This is a genomic window from Micromonospora sp. NPDC048986 (genome assembly GCF_040649335.1).
GTDB lineage: Bacteria > Actinomycetota > Actinomycetes > Mycobacteriales > Micromonosporaceae > Micromonospora > Micromonospora alfalfae.
Map to the genome: position 1 here is coordinate 194,950 of NZ_JBEZFJ010000002.1, position 18,356 is coordinate 213,305.

Consider the following 18,356-nt stretch of genomic DNA (forward strand, 5'->3'; position numbering starts at 1 on the left):
CCCCACGCGCACCCCACGCGCACCCCACGCGCACCCCACGCGCACCCCGTTGATCATGAAGTTATTGCCACGACACGCCGCCGCGGAGGGCAATAACTTCATGATCAACCGTCAGGGCAGGGGGGGTGGGGTGGGGTGGGGTGGGGTGAGGGGGAGGTGTCGGGATGGCCAGCGGGAGCGGAGTCTGCGGTCGTGGCTGGCCACCACGATGGCGCCCGGGCCGGTGCCCAGGGCGTCCTCCAGTTCGTCGCTCAGCGTCGGCGACAGGTGGTTGGTGGGCTCGTCGAGCAGGAGCAGTTCCGGCGGATCGGCGACGAGCACCGCCAGGGCGAGCCGTCGGCGCTGTCCCACCGACAGGTCGGCCACCGGGCGGTCGAGGTCCGCCGGGGCGAGCAGCCCGAGAGACGACAGCGGTACGACAGCAGCCCGCTCCACGCCGACGGCCGCGGCGAAGACCTGCCGGGCCGTGCGCCGCGCATCAGCGAAGACGGTGTCCTGGGTGAGCAGGCCGACCCGCAGCTCCGGTCGCCGCCAGAGCGCTCCGGCACCGGTCAGGTGGCCGGCGAGCACGGCGAGCAGGGTCGACTTGCCTGTGCCGTTGGGGCCGGTCACCAACAGCCGGTCGCGGGACCTGATCTCCAGGTGCGCCACCCGCAGTCGGCCGGGAACCTCCAGCCGGTCCACAGTGACGATGACCCCGTCACTGTCCCCGACGGCGAGCGCCGACGCGTGGAAGCGCAACGGATCCGACGGCACCGGAACGGGGTCGCGCTCGATCGTCTCCAGTCGACGGACGGCGTCGCGGACGCGACGGGAGATCTGGTTCTGTACGCGGCCGGCGGTGTGCCCGTACCCCATCTTCTCGCTGTCACGCGGGCCTCGGCCGTGGGCGACCTGGTGCCCGGTCACGGCGGCGGCCTCGCGCAGGTCGGCGAGGAGCGCCTGCTCGTCGTCGTAGCGCCGACGCCACCGTTGCGCCTCGGCGCGCTTCGCCGTCAGGTACGCGGTGTAGCCGCCGCCGAAACGGACCGGCCCGTCGACCGCCGGGTCCAGGTCGATGAGATCGGTGCAGACCGCGTCCAGGAACGCCCGGTCGTGACTGGCCACCACGACCACCCCCGGCATGGCGCGGAGCTGGTCCTCGCAGAACGCCGCCGCCGCGTCGTCGAGGTGGTTGGTGGGCTCGTCGAGCAGCAACGCGCTCGGCCGGCGGATCAGCACCGCCGCGAGGGCGAGCCGGCCGCGTTGCCCGCCGGAGAGCGCGCCCAACGTCCGGTCGTGGGGCAGACCGCCGAGGCCGAGGCCGTCGAGGACCGTCCGGGCACGCCGGTCGGCGTCCCAGGCGTCGCGGTCCTGTGCCCGTTCCAGAACCTCGCCGTAGGCAGCCAGCAGCCCGTGGTGCTGCTCGGTGCCCTCCGGCGAGTCGGTGAGCGCGACGCCGATCCGGTCCAGTTCGGCGAGGTCGGCACGGGCCTCGCACAGCGCGTCGTCGAGGACCGCGGCGATGGTGCTGGATGGATGGAAGGGCAGCTCCTGGTGCAGGAAGCCGACGTCCGGCGGGCGGGTCACGGTGCCGGAGTCGGGTACGTCGACGCCGGCCAGGACCCGAAGCAGCGTCGTCTTGCCGGTGCCGTTTCCACCGATCAGGCCGATCCGGTGGCCGGGTGCGGCGGTCAGGGAGAGGCCGTCGAGCACCCGGTGGTCGCCGCGGACCCGCACGAGGTCATGGGCGATGAGAGCAGGTCGAACAGACATGGGGGACCTCGGAGAAGGAGGACCCGGGGCGCACACCGGCACCCCGGCGGAGCAGGACATAACGACGGAGGCCGCGGCGACAAAGGCGCGATCACGCGCCCGTCGGCGGCCGGTCCGGGTGCTCACCCGGAGATGTCGTCGTCACCTGCCACGCCTGCTCCGATCTCCGACAACTCGGGCGCAAGAATAACTCGGCGTCGCTGGCTTCGGTTCAGCTCCCGCCCATGCTCGACGAGCTGTTGTCCGACGAGTTGCCCCGGCGGGACGTGTATCGGCCTGCCAGTCGCCCGGCCCGAGCGCGACGCCCCAGCACGCCGATGATCAGCAGCAGCAGGCCGGCGAAGATCACGACTCCGCCGCCCACCAGTGCCGCCGCCGTCCCTGCCGACATGACCGACCGCCTCTCTCCGACTGTGACCGGTACGGCCAGACGAGCAGATCCTGACACGGTCAGGCCGTTCGGGCACCGGCCCGCAGCGAGTCGATGGTGAGGTCGAGGACGGCTTCGAGGTGGTCGGTCTTCCCGGTGGAGAGCAGCAGGAGCACGCCGCCCTGGATGCCGGCGAGCAGCGCCGCGGCGGAGCGGTCGGCGTCCACCTCCGAGGCGATGTCCCCGGTCGACTGCATGTGCCGGATGCCGTCGACGATCGCGTTCTGCCAGCGCCACATGAGCCCGGTCACGATTGCCTGCGCACCCGGCGCCCGCCGCCCGGTCTGGCCGAGAAGACCGTTGAGCGGACATTTCACCCCCTGCGCGCGGTAGCGCTCGATCAGCCGCTCGCGCCACGCCAACCAAGCCGGCCAGGATGTCAGGTTGCTGAGCATCGGCTCCTGGTCGAGCAGGACCTGGTCGGCCTCGTGCTGGGCCACCGCGAGCAGCAATCCCTCCTTCCCATCCGGGAAGTAGTGGAAGAGCTGGCCCTTGCTGGTGCCGGTGTGGGCCATCACGTCCTCGAGGCGGACCTCGTCGACGCCGCGCTCACGGATCTCGGCGGCCGCACCGGCGACGATCCGCGCCCGGGTTGCCTCGCCCTTGCGGGTCAACGCCCGTGTCATGAGAACTCCTGTTCTGGATCTGGGGAGTCCAACCCTACGCCGGGTTTTGGACTTGCAGGTCCATTTTTGCCGAGCAAAGGTCTGGAACGCGCGGTCCGCAGCGGGCCGACACCACGATCGAGAGGGCATTACCGTGAACCACTACTACCTGCTCGGGCGGTCCGGTCTGCGGGTGAGCCGGCTGGCGCTGGGCACCATGAACTTCGGCGTCGACGGGTTCCACGCCGCGTACGGCAAGACCGAGGAGGAGTCAGAGCCGATCTTCCGCCAGTATCTGGAGGCGGGCGGGAACTTCATCGACACGGCGGACTTCTACACCGCCGGAGAGAGCGAGAAGATCCTCGGCCGCCTGATCGACCGGGCCGGCGTACGCGAACGGCTCGTACTCACCAGCAAGTTCACCAACACCGTCGACCCGTCCGACCCGAACGCCAGCGGCAACGGTCGCAAGCACATCATGCGGGCCGTGGAGGCGTCGCTGCGCCGGCTCGGCACCGACTACATCGACCTGTACCTGCTGCACACCTGGGACCGGATCACCCCGGTCGAGGAGGTCGTGCACACCTTCGACGACCTGGTGCGCTCCGGCAAGATCCGGTACGCCGGGCTCTCCGACGTACCGGCCTGGTACGCGGCCCGCGCGCAGAGCTACGCCGAGGCGCACGGCCTGGCCCCAATGATCAACGTGCAGCTGCCGTACTCCCTGGTCGCGAGGGACATCGAGGCGGAGCACGTGACGATGGCCCAGAGCCTGGGCATGGGGCTCACCGCGTGGAGCCCGATCGGCGGGGGTCTGCTCAGCGGCAAGTACCGGCAGACCGGCGAGGGCATGAGCGGGACCGGCCGGTTGACGAACCCCGACGCCGCGGGTCGGGAGATCAGCCCCGGCGACTGGCAGGTGATCGAGGCGCTGGAGAGCGCAGCCGCCGAGGTGGGGCGCAGCATGGCGCAGGTGGCGATCAACTGGGTGGCCACCCAGCCCGCCGTCGGTTCGGTGGTGATCGGAGCGAGCAGCCCCGAACAGCTCGCCGGCAACCTCGGTGCGCTCGACTTCGAGATCCCGGCCGACACCCGCCGCCGGCTCGACGAGGCGAGCGCCCCGACGGTCCCGCTGCTCTACTCCATGTTCACGCCGCAGTACCAGTCCTGGGTGGTGAGCCCCGGCCTCGGCATCGGCGACAAGCCGGCCGGCTACGCCCCTCCGGTGTTCAACGGCAAGTAGAACCTCGCCAAGCAAGATCGCCCCCACCCCGCCCCCACCCCACCCCACCCCTGCCCCGCCCTCCGCGCCGCGATCTTGCACTTGCTGTCCCGACATAAGGGGCATCCCACCCATGTCGACAACCACAAGCGCAAGATCGACGGAGCGGGGGCGCGGGGCGGGGCGGGGGGCGGGTGCTATCTGTGGGTCGGCGCGTCGGTCGTCGGCGCTGGCTCACCCTCGTAGAGCGCGACGTACCGCCTGCGCCACTCGTCGCCGTCCGCGCCGAGGGCGGCGAGGTTGAGGGTGTTGTGTTCGACGCCCAACGTCTCGGGCAGGGTGCACACCCGCAGCGGTATCGCGTTCGCGTCGGCGATCCGGCGTGGCACGTCGACCGCTGCCCTGAGGTCCACCACGCCGTCGAGCGGGCTGATCGCGACCGCCGCGGTCCGCAGTCCGGTCCGCCGGGGCGGATTCGGCAGGGTACGGGCGATCGTCAGGTACTGGGTGACGGCGGCGAGCGAGTATCCGCGCGACGTGACGCGGTCCCGGAGAACGCGACGCCCGTACAGCACGATGAGCGGCTTCACCGCGTAGGCCGGCGCCTGTCGCGGGTTCGGACCGAAGAACGGCGACAGCAACAGCAGGTGCCGTACGACATTGCCCGGCACCTGGGCCAGCCAGGCGGCCAGCACGGCGCCCCCGGAGATTCCCACGACGCCGACCTCGTCTCCGAGGGCCGCCGCGACGGCCCACCCCTGCGCGGCGTACGTCGTCAGCTCACCGGCCTCGACCCGGTGGTGGGCCCGCCGGTCGACGGTCCCGTGCTGGGGCGCCCGGGGGATCCAGACGTTGTATCCACTGTCGAAGAACTCCTCGGCCAACCCCGCGTACTGCTCGGGCGCGAGGGTGTACCCGTGCAACAGCAGTACGGCCCGGCCGGTACGAAAGCCGTGGCTCAGCAGCCGGCTGCGCGACTCAGGCCGCACCTCCGGATCGGCCGTCTCGGCGGCGATGACGGCCGCGGCGGCACGGGTGGCGGTGTCGAAGTCAAGCGGTCGGGGCGGCGCGACAGGTAGCCCGCGGCGGCCCACCGGCCAGAGATAGAGCCCGGTGACCGCCGCCCCGACGAGCGCCAACCCGCCGACGAGGAGCGCGATGATCTCCGGCATGGTCAGATGCTGACAGGGGCGGCGCTCGGCGCTGGCTGAGGGGGTGCGCCCGGGTGACCGGGCGCACCCGGTCAGCTATTCCTGGCTGTTCGGCGGCGCGAAGACGACCCGGGACCGCAACTGCCGAAAGCCGGTCCGCTCCAACTCCGCCAACACCGTCACCCGGTGCGATTCCACGTCGGCGATGACCTCGCGGGCACCGCCGGCGGCCAGCACCCGGACCGCCTCGGCGAGCAGTTCGGGCCGGGCCGCCTCGTCGAGCAGGCCGAGATAGGCGATCAGCGGAAAGCAGGCGTCGCCGGCCGTCCCGGCCAGGCCCACCGGCTTACCCGCGTCCACCGCGACGCGCCACGCCTCGGTGGCGTCGCCCAGCCAGGCGAGCGGGTCGGTGGCCAGGTCGACGCCGCCAACCGCTCGTGCGTTCTCGACGCCGGTCAGCACGTCCGGCTCGGCGATCCTGGCGACCAGGGCGTTGATCTCCGCCACGTCGACTGGTGCGCGGAAGTCGTACCGCCCGGAGGACGCCGGCAGGGGGGTGCCCGTCCAGGAGCAGCGCAGCCGCTCCCGCCGCTCGACAAGCCCGGCGAGCCGGGCGGCCTCCATGGGCGCCCGCACCACGGCCAGCACCTCCGGCCGACGCCGCCAGTGCGCCGGCAGCGCGGCGTAGTACAGACCGGGACCACCGAGCGCCTCGTGGGCGGCGCGCAGCAGCTCGGCGCCCACCTCCGGCTCGGCGTCCAGGTCGAACCGTTCCAACCACGGGGCACCGATGGCACCCGGCGGGAGGACCCAGGCTGCCCGACCGACCACCCGGCCGGCACGGAGGGCGACCCAGGTGTTCTCGGGACGGTAGCCGCCACTGGCGATCCCGTCGGCGTACCCGACCTGGCGCAGTTGGGGCAGCGGATCAGGCATGGAGTCGAACAGGTTTTCCTCGCCCGCGACGAGCGGACGGATGACCAGATCAGTCATGGGTTGGACCTCCGGGAAGCGCGCGCCCCGGATCAGATCCGCGCGGACGCCGGAGCGCGGAGGGGGCGCAGAACATCGGACATTGTTCTGACCTCCTTCCCGCTCGACGGCGTGCCCGACGACCATACGCGGACGGGTCGCCGGCGCGCAACGGATCGTCACAGCGTCGGGTTGGTCTCCGACCCACGCTTGTGTGCACGCTGGTCGTACGCGGTGATGCCGGCCAGGATCACCGCCGCGACGGCCGCGACGGCGACCGGCGGGAGCAGCACCATCGGCGGGGCCGCCACGGCCAGCGCCACCATGCCGTAGTACAGCGCCCGGCAGCGCGGCGCGTCCCGGCTGTCCTTCTCCAGGAAGCTACGCCCGATCAGGAACAGCACCGGGCCGCCGAAGACGATGGCCACCAGGGCCCAGTCGATCGGCGGGTGCGGATCCTCGATGATCTGTCCGAAGCCGACCGCTGTGCAGATGATGCCGCCGACGATGAGCAGCAGGCTGTAGCTCGCGTACCGCGACAGTTGGATGCCCTCCCCGCTCGGGGTGGCGGCGCGACCGGATCTGACGTGGTAGAAGTAGATCCTCCAAAACGAGACGACCGCGACGAACGAGGCGACGAGGGTAATGGTTCCCTCGGTCGAGAAGCCCGGGAAGCTGACCGCCGCGCCGGCTTCGAGCACCACCTCGGCGAGAGCGATCATGAAGAACTGGTTGTACCGCTCGGCGAGATGCGCCTGCGAGACGCTGACTCCCAGGGAGGTGAGCTGCGGCCCGCCCATCCGGGGCAGCGGGTAGGTGGTGGCGGCGCCGATCATCTCGATGGCGAGCGCGATGGTCCAGAAGACGCCTCGACCGAGACCCCCGCTGATGCCACCGCTGATCCAGAGCACGCCGGAGGCCACGTGCCAGGTCAGCACCCGGAGCGAGAACGTGTGCACCGCGTGGCCCCGCAGGGCGAACGCCAGGAAGAGCGGTCGGCCGACCTGAATGACCACGTAGGTGCAGGCGAAGATCACGCCACGTTGCCCGAACGCCTGCGGCAACGTGACAGCCAACACCAGGGTGCCGAACATCGTCACCAGCAGGAATGCCTGGATTTCGGGACGGCGAGGGTCGTAGGTGCTGGACAGCAGGGCGTTGAGCGACCAGATCATCCACAACGCCGTGAAGAACAGGACGGTCTGGCCCGCCTCGGACAGCAGGGTGTGCCGGACAATGGTCAGGTCGTCAGCGACCCGCCCGGCGAGGCGGGCCAGTGCGAAGACGTAGACGATGTCGAACAGCAGTTCCAGGACGGTCGCCGAGCTCGGGCTCCTGCTGTCCCCGAGGCCACGGAAGAACTCGGCGCGCCTCAGCACGGACGTCGAGACAGCTCAGCCGGCCAGGGCCGCCGGCACGGGCACCCCATGCTGGTGACCCTGATGGCCTGCCATCGTCCCCGACCCTCCCTCGCCTGCCGGTCCGCCTGATCCGCTATCTACGCATTTTATCCATCTTTATCGGACTCTCGTCGCTGATGGCGGATACCGGGTCGGCGGTACGCCTGATCATCTGTGCGGTCACTCTGCGGTACGAGCCCGGGTCGACGGGGAACAGCCACTGCCGGGCCCGGGTCAGCGGGCCGACGTTGAGCCCCAACTCGTCGAGCACCTCGTCGACGTTGTGCATCGAGAACGGGATGATGTTCGTGCCGCGCGCGTGCCGCCCGTTGGTGCGCGTCGCCATCCAGAACAGCCGGGCGCGCACCTCGTCGCGCATCCGGACCTCGGTCGGCAGCGTGATCCCACCCCGCAGGTACGCGGCCGTCCAGACCGCCGCCATCTCCGCGCTGAGCGGGCTGAAGAACGACGAGTTGTAGCCGGCGAATGTCAGCCGCGGCACGCCGATCGGCAGGATCTGCCGGTAGAGCATGAAGTTACCGGCGTCGTCCTGGAGCCGGGCGTGCAACGCGTCGTCGAGGAACGGCACGTGCTGGCGGAAGCCGGTGCCACAGATCACCAGGTCGGCGGGGAGCACAGTGCCGTCGGCCAGGCGGGCGGCGGGTCGGCCACCGTCGACAAGCAACTCGGTGATCACCTGTTCCCGGTGCACGGCGATGCGGCCGTCGGTGACCCGCTCGAAGAAGCCCTCGGTGCCGAGGCTGACAGTGCTGCGGGCGATGTCCTCGAAGTTGCCCCTGGGCACGAGACCCAGCTCGCGCAGCTTGAACTGCCGGGTCGCGACAGCGCCGACGCTGTCGACCATGCGTCGGCGCAGACCGTTCCCCGGGCCGTGCAGGAACCGCTCGAAGCCCCTCAGGTGCAGGTAGCGGAAGAGCGCCTCACCCATCCGGGTGAGCAGCAGGTACTTGTAGTTGAGCGCACCGCCGAGCTTGCGGGGCATCTTCCAGAGCAGCTCGCGCGCCACCACGTGGGTCTGGGCGGCCACCTCGCTCACCGGGACCGCCACGTCGCAGGACGACTTGCCGTACCCGACCACGAGGACGTTCTTACCTCGGGCCGCCTCGAGGTCGTGGAACTCCCCCGTCGCCAGTACGCGCCCACCGGCTTCGGTGAAGCTCGCGTGCCCGTCGAAGGACGGGACGAACGGGTCGGAGAAGATGCCGTTGGCCACGATCAGGTGGTCGTACCGTTCCACTGTCAGCGGGGCCTGCGCGCCCGCCGGCCGCGAGGTGACCAGCCACCCGGTCTCGTCGTTGACGAGCTCGGCCGAGGCGACCTCCGTGGACAGGCGCAGCGCGCCGGCCAGGTCGAACTTCTCCACGTAGCTCTCCAGGTACCGCTGGACCTGCTCTCCCGACGGCCACTGCGGGTAGTCGGCGGGCATCGGCAGGTCGGAGAGGTGGTAGGTGCCCTTGTCGTTCTGGGTGTGCAGGCCGGGGTATCGGCGGGTACGACTCCACACCCCACCGACGTCTGGCGCGCGTTCGAACACTGTGACGTCGAACCCGCTCTGCCGCAGCACCTTCGCTGCGCTCACACCGGCGAATCCGGCACCGACGACGGCAATCCTCATGATCTCCTCCGAAGGACGTACGAACCGTGCCGGCGCTGACCGCCCGCGGTGGTCGCACGCTAGCGAGCGGATCGGGAAGGTCGCTATCCGCGCGGCGCGGGCGCTGTCCGCAGTACGCGGCCGGACCCATTTCCTGTCGGGTCGGCGGCTTTCGGGTCGGGTCCGGGCCGGTCACGCCTTACGGTCAGCGCGACGGGACGCCCGGGAGGTGTCGGATGGATGCGGTGACGGTCCGGACGGACGACGTCGACCGGGCTCGCGCCGAGGTGGGTCGGGTCTTCTGTCCACACCGGCTCACCCCGCAGGCGGGCGTGCACGCCGTGCGACTGCGAATGGCGGCTCGTCGGGCGGGCGGGGTGGGCGTCATCGACCTGGACTACGGGCAGGCGGTGCGGATCCAACCGCCCGCGCTGGAGACCTTCTACCTCGTTCAGATCCCCAGCGCCGGCAGCACGATGGTCCGGCACGCCGGTCAGACGGTGACCTCGACCCCGGACGTCGCCTCGGTGCTGTCCCCGTACGACTCCTCGGACATGCGGTGGTCCGAGGGATCACCCCACCGGATCTTCTACGCCGACCGGCGCGCCGTCGACCGTGAACTCGCCCGCCTGCTGGGCCACCCGGTGGACGACCCGGTCCGCCTCGACGTCGGCATGCTCATGACCACGCCGACCGCGCAGGCGTGGGCGCGCGGGGTGGCGTTCCTCGCCGACGAGCTGTCCCAACCGGCGGACGCGTCCCTGTTCGACCACCCGCAGGTGGCCGCCCGTTTCGAACAGGGGCTGATCGGCAAGCTGTTGCTGGCCCATCAGCACAGCCACTCCCACCTCCTGGCCGAGCCGGGCCGGCACGCCCACCCCGGGCGTCTCGTCCGGCGGGCCTGCGCCCTGATCTCCGAGCACCACGGCGAGGCGCTGACCGTCGGTGACGTCGCCGAGGCGCTACGGGTGAGCGTACGAACGCTGCAGGACTGTTTCCGCCGCGAGTTGCAGACCACCCCGACCGCGTACCTGCGGGCCTGCCGGCTCGACGCGGCGCACCGCACACTCCGCTCGGCCGCGCCGGGGGTGTCCGTGACGACGGTCGCCCTGCGACACGGCTTCGTGCACCTCGGCCGGTTCGCGACCGAGTATCGGAGCCGGTTCGGCGAGTCGCCGTCGACGACCCTGCGCCGCTGACTTCTGCCAGCTACCGCGCCTCGTCCGGTCCTTGCCTTGACGCTGACGACAAGGTTTAGCGTTGTCGCGACGGGCCGATGGAGGAGGTCGGATGCTCATTGGCGAGCTGGCTGAACGGGCCGGCACGAGCCCTCGCACGCTGCGCTACTACGAGGCGCACGGATTGGTACGGGCGCAGCGCTCCGCCAACGGCTACCGCGTCTATGACGAGACGGAGCTACGCGTCGTGCGGGAGATACGGGCGCTGCTCGACGTCGGTTTCGGCCTCGACGATGTCCGCCCGTTCGTCGCCTGCCTGCGGGCCGGCAACACCTCCGGCGACGTCTGCCCGGACTCGGTGGTGGTGCTGCGGCGCAAGATCGCCGAGGTCGACGTCGTCATCGACCGGCTCGGCGCGGTGCGGGAGCAACTGCACAGTCAACTCACCCACGCGATCGCACATCGGGAGAAAACATGCCTCCGAAGGCAGAAGTAGGCTCGCTGGTCACTGTCACCGACGACACGTTCACGGAGCTGGTGCTGGCCAGCGACCGGCCCGTGGTCGTCGATTTCTGGGCGGACTGGTGCCCGCCCTGCAAGGCCATCGAGAAGAGCCTTGCCGAACTGGCCCAGGAGTTCGGTGACCGGATGGTCGTGGCGAAGCTCAACTCCGACGAGAACCCGAGAGCGACCCGTAGCTACCGGGTGATGTCCCTGCCGACGCTGCTGGTGTTCCGTCAGGGCGAGGTGGTCGGCTCGACAGTGGGGTCCAGGCCGAAGACGTACCTGCGACAGACCCTGACCGCACAGGCCGGCTGGTGACAACCAGCAGCGCCGGTTGGCGCCGTCGGAGAACCAGGTGGTGACCGACGGCCAACATCAGCTCCGGAAATCGTTATCCCGGTCCGGTCGGCCAGTCTCCTGAGGGGAGGCAGCTGGCGATCTTTCGTCATCGCCTGCATCAGGTAGCGGTACGACCAGGTGAGGGAGTCGAGACGATGCGCGCAACCGGCCAGGGTGAAGCGGACGCCGCGAGGGGAAACCGAGGCGTCCACGCGCAACCCCGACGCGGGATGCTCGGCCGCCTCCCGATCGGTGCGCGGCGACTGCTGTGGCCGCTCGTCGTGGCCGCCGCGGTCGCCGTACTGGTGACCGGTGTGATCGTCGTGGTGCAGCCGGCCGGGCCGACGCCCGCCCCGGCGGCGACGCAGGCGCTCGACGCGCCCCCGCCCGCGAGCCCACTGCCGGGCACACCCGGCGCGACCACGCCCGCCCCCACCACGAGCCCGGTGGGGGCGACCCCGACGCCGACGCCTACCGCGAAGCCGACGACGGGGCGTCCGGTCGCCCCGGCGGCCCCGGTGGTGACCTCGAAGCGCAAGGGCGTCGGGGTGTGGACCTTCGACGGCGTCAGTCAGGCGCTGGCCAACTCCGGGGCGAGTTGGTACTACACCTGGGACGTGGCCCATTCGGGCATCACCAGCCCGAGGGGCGCCGAGTTCGTCCCGATGATCTGGGGGGCGAAGAGCGTCACCGCCACCAACCTGCAACAGGCCAGGAAGAACGGCCGCTACCTGCTCGGGTTCAACGAGCCGGACCTGAAGGGTCAGGCGGAGATGACAGTCGAGCAGGCGTTGGAGCTGTGGCCGCAGTTGCAGGCCACCGGTCTTCCGCTGGGCAGCCCGGCGGTGGCCTGGGGCGGCGACCGGCCGGGCGAATGGCTGGACCGGTTCATGGCCGGGGCGAGACAGCGCGGCTACCGCGTCGACTTCATCGCCCTGCACTGGTACGGCGGCGACTTCACCACCGCGAACGCTGTCAACCAGCTCAGGTCGTACCTGCAGGCCGTGCACGACAGGTACCAACTGCCGATCTGGCTCACCGAGTTCGCCCTGATCGACTTCTCCAACGGCGTCCGCTTCCCCACCCAGGCACAGCAGGCCGCCTTCCTCACCGCGGCGACCCGGATGCTGGGTGGGCTGTCCTGGCTACAGCGGTACGCGTGGTTCGGCCTGCCCGCCACCGACAAGGACCAGACCGGGCTGTTCCGCACCGGCGGCACCGCCACCACCGTCGGCCGCGCCTACCAGGCGGCGCGCTGACCTACAGCACGTCGACGTGGTCCCGCCAGGAGTGCTGCGGCTCGTACCCCAGCACCCGGCGGGCCTTGTCGATGCTGAGCAGCGTCTCGTGCTCACCCAACTCCTTGCGGATCTCGACACCCGGGTAGACCTCGGCCATCAGGCTGGCGCTGGACCTGCTCATCACGGTGTCGGCGTTGGCGATGACGAAGACGTCGGCACCGGGCCGGCCGTGGGCGAGGGCGCGCTCGACCGCCTGGGCCCCGTCGCGGGCGTCGATGTAGCCCCACAGGTTCCACCGGCGCAGCCGCGGGTCGGCGTCGAACGAGGGGAACGGCGCGTAGTCCTCGACGTCCATCACGTTGGAGAAGCGCAGACCCACCATGACCAGGTCCGGGTCCCACCGGCAGAAGTGCCGGGCCATCTCCTCCTCAAGGGCCTTGTTCAGCGAGTACGTCGACTCGGGCCGGGGCGCGTACTCCTCGTCGACCGGCGCGTACGGCGGCGGGGTGTCGAACGGCAGCCCGAGCACCGTCTCGCTCGACGCCCAGACGACCCGCTTGATCCCGGCCGCCCGGGCCGCGGCGAACACGTTGTACGTGGCGGCGGAGTTGTTCGCGAAGGTGGTCGCGTTCGACATCAGCCCCGGGGCCGGGACCGCCGCCAGGTGCACTACCGCGTCGACGCCGCCCGCGTGCTCGTCGGCGCCCCCGGTGAACGCCTCCACCACCTGCCCGTAGTCGGTCAGGTCGACCAGCAGGAACTCGCCGTTGACGTCGCGCGGGTCGCGGCCACCGGCACGGTCCACCGCCAGCACGTCGACGCCCACGGCGCGCAGGTGGGCGACCACGGCACGGCCGAGCTTGCCGGTGGCACCGGTGACGACGACACGCCTGGGCAGTGCGGATTCGCTCATGACCACATCTTCGCCGGGGGCAGACGGGGACCCACACGCGGGTACGGCGCTACCAATAGCATGATCGACATGGACATCACGATTCACACGTGCTCCCTGCCGCACACCGACCCGGACGCCTCCCTGGCCTTCTACCGCGACGCCCTCGGCTTCGAGGTCCGTAGCGACGTCGGTCAGGGCGCGATGCGTTGGATCACGGTCGGCCCCGCCGACCAGCCCGGCACGTCCATCCTCCTGGCACCGCCGGCCGCTGACCCCGGGGCCACCGAGGACGAGCGCCGCACCATCACCGAGATGATGGCCAAGGGCACCTACGGCTGGATCCTGCTGGCCACGCGGGACCTCGACACCACCTTCGAGAAGGTGCAGGCCGGCGACGCCGAGGTCGTCCAGGAGCCGACCGAGCAGCCGTACGGCATCCGCGACTGCGCCTTCCGCGATCCCGCCGGCAACCTGGTCCGCATCCAAGAGCTTCGTTGAGCCGTCCGTCCTCGATCGGCGCCGTTCGGGACAGCTGACGAGACCGGTCAGGAATCAAGAAGCACCGGTCGCCCGGCCGCAAATAGCGTCATCGCCATGACATCGATCGCATCCGTCACCCTCGACGTGGCCGACCCCGCGGCCAGCCAGCGCTTTCACACCGCCGCCTTCGGTCTGGACGGGCAAATTCGCCTGCGGGCCTCGGACGCGCCGACAAGCGGCTTCCGTGGGTTCACGCTGGCGCTCACGGTGTCCCAGCCGGCCACCGTCAACAGCCTCATCGGCACCGCCCTGGACGCCGGCGCCACGTCGCTGAAGCCTGCCGCGAAGTCGCTCTGGGGCTACGGCGGTGTCGTGCAAGCCCCGGACGGGACGATCTGGAAGATCGCGACCTCGGCGAAGAAGGACAGCGGCCCGGCTACCCGGCAGATCGACGAGATCGTGCTCCTGCTCGGAGTCGCGGACGTGGCTGCGAGCAAGCGGTTCTACGTCGAGCGCGGCCTTGCCGTGGCGAGGAGCTTCGGCCGCATGTACGTCGAGTTCGTTGCTGGGTCCAGCCCCGTGAAGCTGGCGCTGTACCGCCGTCGTGCCCTCGCCAAGGACGTCGGCGTCGCCCCCGGCGGCACCGGGTCGCATCGACTCACGATCGGCGGCGACGGCGGGCATTTCACCGACCCGGACGGGTTCGCCTGGGAAGCCTCATCGCTGGCGAGCGCGAAGTGACCGGGGGAGACATGCCGGAAGTTCCGCCGCGTGAGCTTGGGCAGAGGCTCCGGGACACTCGCGCCAGACTGGAGAGCGACATCGACCTCTGGGTCGCGACGGCGGGCTCCCCCGGGGGCGTACACCTCATCCCACTGTCGTTCCTCTGGGACGGGGCCGCGTTCCTCGTCTCAACGCCGCGCCACTCGATCACCGGCCGCAACCTGGTGGCGGATGGCCGGGTACGACTCAGCCTCGGGCCGACACGCGACGTCGTCATCGTCGACGGCACCGCCGAGCCGGTGGACATCGCCGACCTCGGCCCGCAGACGGGTGCTGCCTTCGCGACGAAGACGGGCTTCGACCCGAGCGGTCTCGACGAGCCCTACCAGTACTTTCTGATCCGACCGCAGCGCATCCAGGCCTGGCGGGAGGCGAACGAGCTGAAGGGACGCGTCCTCATGCGGGACGGCCGCTGGCTCGGCTGACCGCGCGTTGTACCTGTAGCACCATGATCGGGGCGGGCGGGTGCGTAACGTGCAGGGGTAAACGTTGTCGCGACGAGGAGACTTCATGTCCAAGCCCCCGCTTCCCGAGGCCGCGGTCGCCATGCTCCAGAAGCCGAACCCCGCCGTCATGACCACCCTGCGCAACGGTGGCCAGCCGGTGTCCGCCGCCACCTGGTACCTGTGGGAGGACGGCCGGATCCTGGTGAACATGGACGAGAGCCGCCGCCGGCTGGAGCATGTCCGCAACGACCCCCGGGTGTCCCTCACAGTGCTCGACGAGGCCGGCTGGTACACCCACGTCAGCATCATCGGGCACGTCGCCGAGCTGCGCCCCGACGAGGGCCTGGCGGACATCGACCGGTTGTCGAAGCACTACACGGGCAACGCGTACCCACGCCGGGAGCGGGCCCGGGTCAGTGCCCTGATCGAGATCGACCGCTGGCACGGTTGGGGCGCGCAGAAGGACAACAACCAGGTCGGCTGAGCGTTTCCGCGCCCTGGCACCCTCGACGGTGCCAGGGCGTCGTCAGCCGTCAGGGCGTCACCGCGGTGGCGGACCGGGCGCCGACGCGGGTCACCAGGACGCCGAAGGCCGCCGCGGTGAAGAACATGACGATGCCGTAGACGGCGCCCGGGATCGCCATCTGGGCGCTGTTGAGCAGCGCCGGGCTGAGCGCGATGGTGATGGCCAGGGTGCTGTTGTGGATGCCGATCTCGAAGCCGGCGGCCGTCGCGGCGCTCCGGTCGACACCGGCCAGGCGCGGCACCCCGTACCCGATGGCGAGGCTGAGCAGGTTGAAGGCGAGCACCGCCAGGCCGACCGAGACGAAGTAGTCGGCGATGTTCTCGCGCTCGCCGAGCACCGCGCCGGCGATCACCGCGACGAGGACGACGACGGAGAGGATCCGGACCGGGCGGTTCAACCGCTCGGCCACCTGCGGCTTCCGTGCCCGGATGAGCATGCCGATCGCGACCGGGACGAGCACGATGGCGAAGACCTGGAGCACCTTGTCGAACTGGAGGCCGATGCTTTTCCCGTCGGGCAGGAAGTACGCCGCCGACAGGTTGACCAGGATCGGCAGGGTGAGCACGGCGAGCACCGAGTTGATGGCGGTCAGGGTGATGTTCAGGGCCACGTGCCCGCCGAACAGGTGGCTGTAGAGGTTGGCGGTGGTGCCGCCCGGTGACGCGGCCAGCAGCATCATGCCGACGGCCAGCTCGGGTGCCAGGTCGAACGCGAGGACGAGGCAGAAGCAGAGCGCCGGCAGCACCAGCACCTGGCAGACCAGGGCGATGACGGCGGCTCGTGGATGCTGGGCCACCCGACGGAAGTCCGCAATTGTCAGTCCGAGACCCAGACCGAGCATGATGATGCCGAGGGCGACGGGTAGTCCGATCAGAGTCACGGCGGAGTCCATGGCACAACATCGTTACCACCCGGTAACGCCGCAACAATCCCCCATGCGGCTGGACGCTCTTGACCCCGGACGGTGACCGGCTTAACTTCATCAATCAGATAAGTGTCTTTACTAATTCTGCTTGATACCTCGTGGGAGTGTGCCGATGCGACCATTCCGCCACCGCCGTCTCACCGCCGTGGTCACCCTGGCGGCCCTGCTGTTCACCGCCGCCCCGCCCAGCGCCGCCAGCGCGGGCGACAATCAGCAGCGCCGCACCGGTTACCACCGGGTCGGCTACTTCACCCAGTGGGGCATCTACGGTCGGGCCTTCCCGGTCAAGAAGCTCGAAACCTCCGGGGCGGCGAGCCGCCTCACCCACCTCAACTACGCCTTCGGCAACGTCAGCGAGGACGGTCGGTGCTACCTGGACGGTGGGCCGGGCGAGGGCGACGCCTGGGCCGACTACCAGCGCCCCGTCCCGGCCGAGGAGAGCGTCGACGGCGTCGCGGACGCACCGGGCCAGGCGCTCAACGGCAACTTCGGCCAGCTCGCCAAGCTCAAGGCCAAGCACCCCGAACTGAAGGTGCTGATCTCGCTGGGCGGCTGGAGCTGGTCGACGTACTTCTCGAACGCGGCCCGCACCGACGCCTCCCGCAAGACGTTCGTCACGTCCTGCATCGACCTCTACCTCAGGGGGAACCTGCCGGGCACTGCCCCGGGCGCCGGGGCCGGCGTCTTCGACGGCATCGACCTCGACTGGGAGTGGCCCAACTGGGAGGGTGAGCCCGGCAACGTCATCCGCCCGGAGGACCGGGAGAACTTCACCAAACTGCTCGCCGAGTTCCGCCGGCAGCTCGACGCGTACGGGCGCACGACCCGCGCGCACCACCCGCTGACCGCGTTCCTGCCGGCCAGCCCGGCCACCATGGACGCCGGCTACGAGGGTCGTAAGATCTTCAAGTACCTGGACTTCGCCACGGTGCAGGGGTACGACTTCCACGGCGGCTGGGATGCGCGGGCCAACCAGCAGTCGGCGCTGCGCGTCCCGACGGGCGCGCCGGACAACCCGGACTTCTCCGTCGAGGTGGCCATCGACGGGTGGATCGCCCGTGGCGCTCCACGGGACAAGCTCGTGCTCGGCATCCCCTACTACGGTCGCGGCTGGACCGGCGTCACCGGCGGCGGCAACGGTCTGTTCCAGCCGGCCACCGGGCCCGCGCCGGCCACCTTCGAGGCCGGGTACGAGGACTACAAGAAGCTCAAGACCCTGGCCGGTAACGGCTACACGGTGCACCGCGACCTGCGCGCCGGACACGCCTGGTTGTTCGACGGTACGACGTTGTGGACGTACGACGATCCGGCGGTCGTGTTGCAGAAGACGCTCTACATCCGACGGGCCGGTCTGGCCGGCGCGATGATCTGGTCGCTCGACGGCGACGACGACAACGCCACGCTGACCAAGACGATCGGCCTCGGCCTGACCACCTGGTAGCCGCACGTGCGCCATCCGGCCCGCCGCTGGCCGACCTCTCGGCCGGCGGCGGGCCGGTTACGGCTGCGCGGGTGTCACAGCGCGCACCGCGGCCTCGATGAGCGCCGTCACCTGGTCCATGTCACGAGCCCGGTGAACGTCCACCTCGGCCGACCATCCGTCGGGCCTGGTGAGTGTCACAGTCACATCGTCGCGGCGGTGGGTCAGCCAGCCGGCGATCGCCTGCACCAGCACCATTGCGGTGCCCGCATCGCTGGCCGCCACCCGCAGGACGTCAGTTCGGCCCGCCGACATCTCGTCGGGGGACGTCGCGCTCACCCCTTCCCGCAGCCGATCCTCAGCGCGCAGCCAGGACGCCAGCGAACGCCGAGCATCGGCGGACGGAAGATCCGGATGGACCGAGAGAGTGATCATCTCTGGCACGTCTCCTCCTCCCGAACGACGACAA

20 protein-coding genes are annotated in these 18,356 nt (G+C 70.4%); 10 read left to right on the top strand and 10 right to left on the bottom strand.

The window, feature by feature from the left end; translation table 11 throughout:
• Positions 1–111: 111 nt before the first annotated feature.
• The 3 genes from AB0B94_RS05945 to AB0B94_RS05955 all read right to left on the bottom strand — a co-directional run bounded on the left by AB0B94_RS05945 (position 112) and on the right by AB0B94_RS05955 (position 2,811).
• Complete coding sequence (locus AB0B94_RS05945) at positions 112–1,755, bottom strand: ABC-F family ATP-binding cassette domain-containing protein (protein WP_357268841.1); 1,644 nt, start codon at positions 1,753–1,755, stop codon at positions 112–114.
• A 211-nt stretch (positions 1,756–1,966) separates the two neighbouring features.
• Complete coding sequence (locus tag AB0B94_RS05950; RefSeq protein ID WP_357268844.1) at positions 1,967–2,146, bottom strand: hypothetical protein; 180 nt, start codon at positions 2,144–2,146, stop codon at positions 1,967–1,969.
• Between the two features lie 59 nt (positions 2,147–2,205).
• The gene (locus AB0B94_RS05955; protein WP_238667639.1) at positions 2,206–2,811 is read right to left on the bottom strand and encodes a TetR/AcrR family transcriptional regulator; all 606 of its coding nucleotides are present in this window, start codon (positions 2,809–2,811) and stop codon (positions 2,206–2,208) included.
• Positions 2,812–2,944: 133 nt separating this feature from the next.
• Between AB0B94_RS05955 and AB0B94_RS05960 the strand changes: the two genes are divergently transcribed.
• Entirely contained in the window at positions 2,945–4,033 is a 1,089-nt protein-coding gene (locus AB0B94_RS05960) for an aldo/keto reductase (protein ID WP_357268848.1), read from the top strand.
• A 176-nt stretch (positions 4,034–4,209) separates the two neighbouring features.
• Here AB0B94_RS05960 and AB0B94_RS05965 read toward each other — a convergent pair whose 3' ends face one another.
• From AB0B94_RS05965 to AB0B94_RS05980, 4 genes are all read right to left on the bottom strand, one after another.
• Entirely contained in the window at positions 4,210–5,184 is a 975-nt protein-coding gene (locus AB0B94_RS05965; protein ID WP_357268851.1) for an alpha/beta fold hydrolase, read from the bottom strand.
• 75 nt (positions 5,185–5,259) lie between these two features.
• Positions 5,260–6,156 (bottom strand): acetyltransferase, encoded by an 897-nt coding sequence (locus tag AB0B94_RS05970; RefSeq protein ID WP_357268854.1) that lies wholly within the window; start codon positions 6,154–6,156, stop codon positions 5,260–5,262.
• Positions 6,157–6,314: 158 nt separating this feature from the next.
• Positions 6,315–7,514: a low temperature requirement protein A gene (locus AB0B94_RS05975; RefSeq protein WP_357268856.1), complete on the bottom strand. Its 1,200-nt coding sequence runs from the start codon at positions 7,512–7,514 to the stop codon at positions 6,315–6,317.
• Between the two features lie 115 nt (positions 7,515–7,629).
• Positions 7,630–9,171, bottom strand: a complete 1,542-nt coding sequence (locus AB0B94_RS05980) for an NAD(P)/FAD-dependent oxidoreductase (protein WP_357268859.1) — start codon at positions 9,169–9,171, stop codon at positions 7,630–7,632.
• 224 nt (positions 9,172–9,395) lie between these two features.
• Between AB0B94_RS05980 and AB0B94_RS05985 the strand changes: the two genes are divergently transcribed.
• From AB0B94_RS05985 to AB0B94_RS06000, 4 genes are all read left to right on the top strand, one after another.
• A complete protein-coding gene (locus AB0B94_RS05985) occupies positions 9,396–10,349 on the top strand; it encodes an AraC family transcriptional regulator (protein WP_357268862.1) in 954 nt (317 codons plus the stop codon).
• Between the two features lie 91 nt (positions 10,350–10,440).
• A complete protein-coding gene (locus AB0B94_RS05990; RefSeq protein WP_357268867.1) occupies positions 10,441–10,824 on the top strand; it encodes a MerR family transcriptional regulator in 384 nt (127 codons plus the stop codon).
• Positions 10,803–11,150: a thioredoxin gene (gene trxA, locus AB0B94_RS05995; protein WP_238667652.1), complete on the top strand. Its 348-nt coding sequence runs from the start codon at positions 10,803–10,805 to the stop codon at positions 11,148–11,150. Before AB0B94_RS05990 ends, trxA begins: the two co-directional genes overlap by 22 nt.
• Positions 11,151–11,401: 251 nt before the next feature.
• Entirely contained in the window at positions 11,402–12,430 is a 1,029-nt protein-coding gene (locus AB0B94_RS06000; RefSeq protein ID WP_357268873.1) for a glycoside hydrolase family protein, read from the top strand.
• Between the two features lies 1 nt (position 12,431).
• Here AB0B94_RS06000 and AB0B94_RS06005 read toward each other — a convergent pair whose 3' ends face one another.
• Positions 12,432–13,325, bottom strand: coding sequence for an NAD(P)-dependent oxidoreductase (locus AB0B94_RS06005; RefSeq protein WP_357268876.1), 894 nt, complete (start codon positions 13,323–13,325; stop codon positions 12,432–12,434).
• Between the two features lie 69 nt (positions 13,326–13,394).
• On the opposite strand from AB0B94_RS06005, the gene AB0B94_RS06010 reads away from it, so the two are divergent.
• The 4 genes from AB0B94_RS06010 (at position 13,395) to AB0B94_RS06025 (ending at position 15,500) form a co-directional block, all read left to right on the top strand.
• The gene (locus AB0B94_RS06010) at positions 13,395–13,805 is read left to right on the top strand and encodes a VOC family protein (protein ID WP_238667655.1); all 411 of its coding nucleotides are present in this window, start codon (positions 13,395–13,397) and stop codon (positions 13,803–13,805) included.
• A gap of 96 nt (positions 13,806–13,901) precedes the next feature.
• Positions 13,902–14,528 carry a glyoxalase gene (locus AB0B94_RS06015; RefSeq protein WP_357268882.1) on the top strand — a complete coding sequence of 209 codons (627 nt, stop codon included), beginning with the start codon at positions 13,902–13,904 and terminating at the stop codon, positions 14,526–14,528.
• Between the two features lie 11 nt (positions 14,529–14,539).
• Positions 14,540–14,995 (top strand): pyridoxamine 5'-phosphate oxidase family protein, encoded by a 456-nt coding sequence (locus AB0B94_RS06020; RefSeq protein WP_357268885.1) that lies wholly within the window; start codon positions 14,540–14,542, stop codon positions 14,993–14,995.
• Positions 14,996–15,080: 85 nt separating this feature from the next.
• The gene (locus AB0B94_RS06025) at positions 15,081–15,500 is read left to right on the top strand and encodes a PPOX class F420-dependent oxidoreductase (RefSeq protein ID WP_196926210.1); all 420 of its coding nucleotides are present in this window, start codon (positions 15,081–15,083) and stop codon (positions 15,498–15,500) included.
• 49 nt (positions 15,501–15,549) lie between these two features.
• Here AB0B94_RS06025 and AB0B94_RS06030 read toward each other — a convergent pair whose 3' ends face one another.
• Positions 15,550–16,434, bottom strand: a complete 885-nt coding sequence (locus tag AB0B94_RS06030; RefSeq protein WP_357268889.1) for a bile acid:sodium symporter family protein — start codon at positions 16,432–16,434, stop codon at positions 15,550–15,552.
• Positions 16,435–16,579: 145 nt separating this feature from the next.
• Between AB0B94_RS06030 and AB0B94_RS06035 the strand changes: the two genes are divergently transcribed.
• Positions 16,580–17,908 carry a glycoside hydrolase family 18 protein gene (locus tag AB0B94_RS06035; RefSeq protein ID WP_357268894.1) on the top strand — a complete coding sequence of 443 codons (1,329 nt, stop codon included), beginning with the start codon at positions 16,580–16,582 and terminating at the stop codon, positions 17,906–17,908.
• A gap of 57 nt (positions 17,909–17,965) precedes the next feature.
• On the opposite strand, the gene AB0B94_RS06040 is transcribed toward AB0B94_RS06035, so the two are convergent.
• On the bottom strand, positions 17,966–18,322 hold the full coding sequence (locus AB0B94_RS06040) for a hypothetical protein (protein ID WP_357268897.1): 357 nt from the start codon (positions 18,320–18,322) through the stop codon (positions 17,966–17,968).
• Positions 18,323–18,356 lie beyond the last annotated feature (34 nt).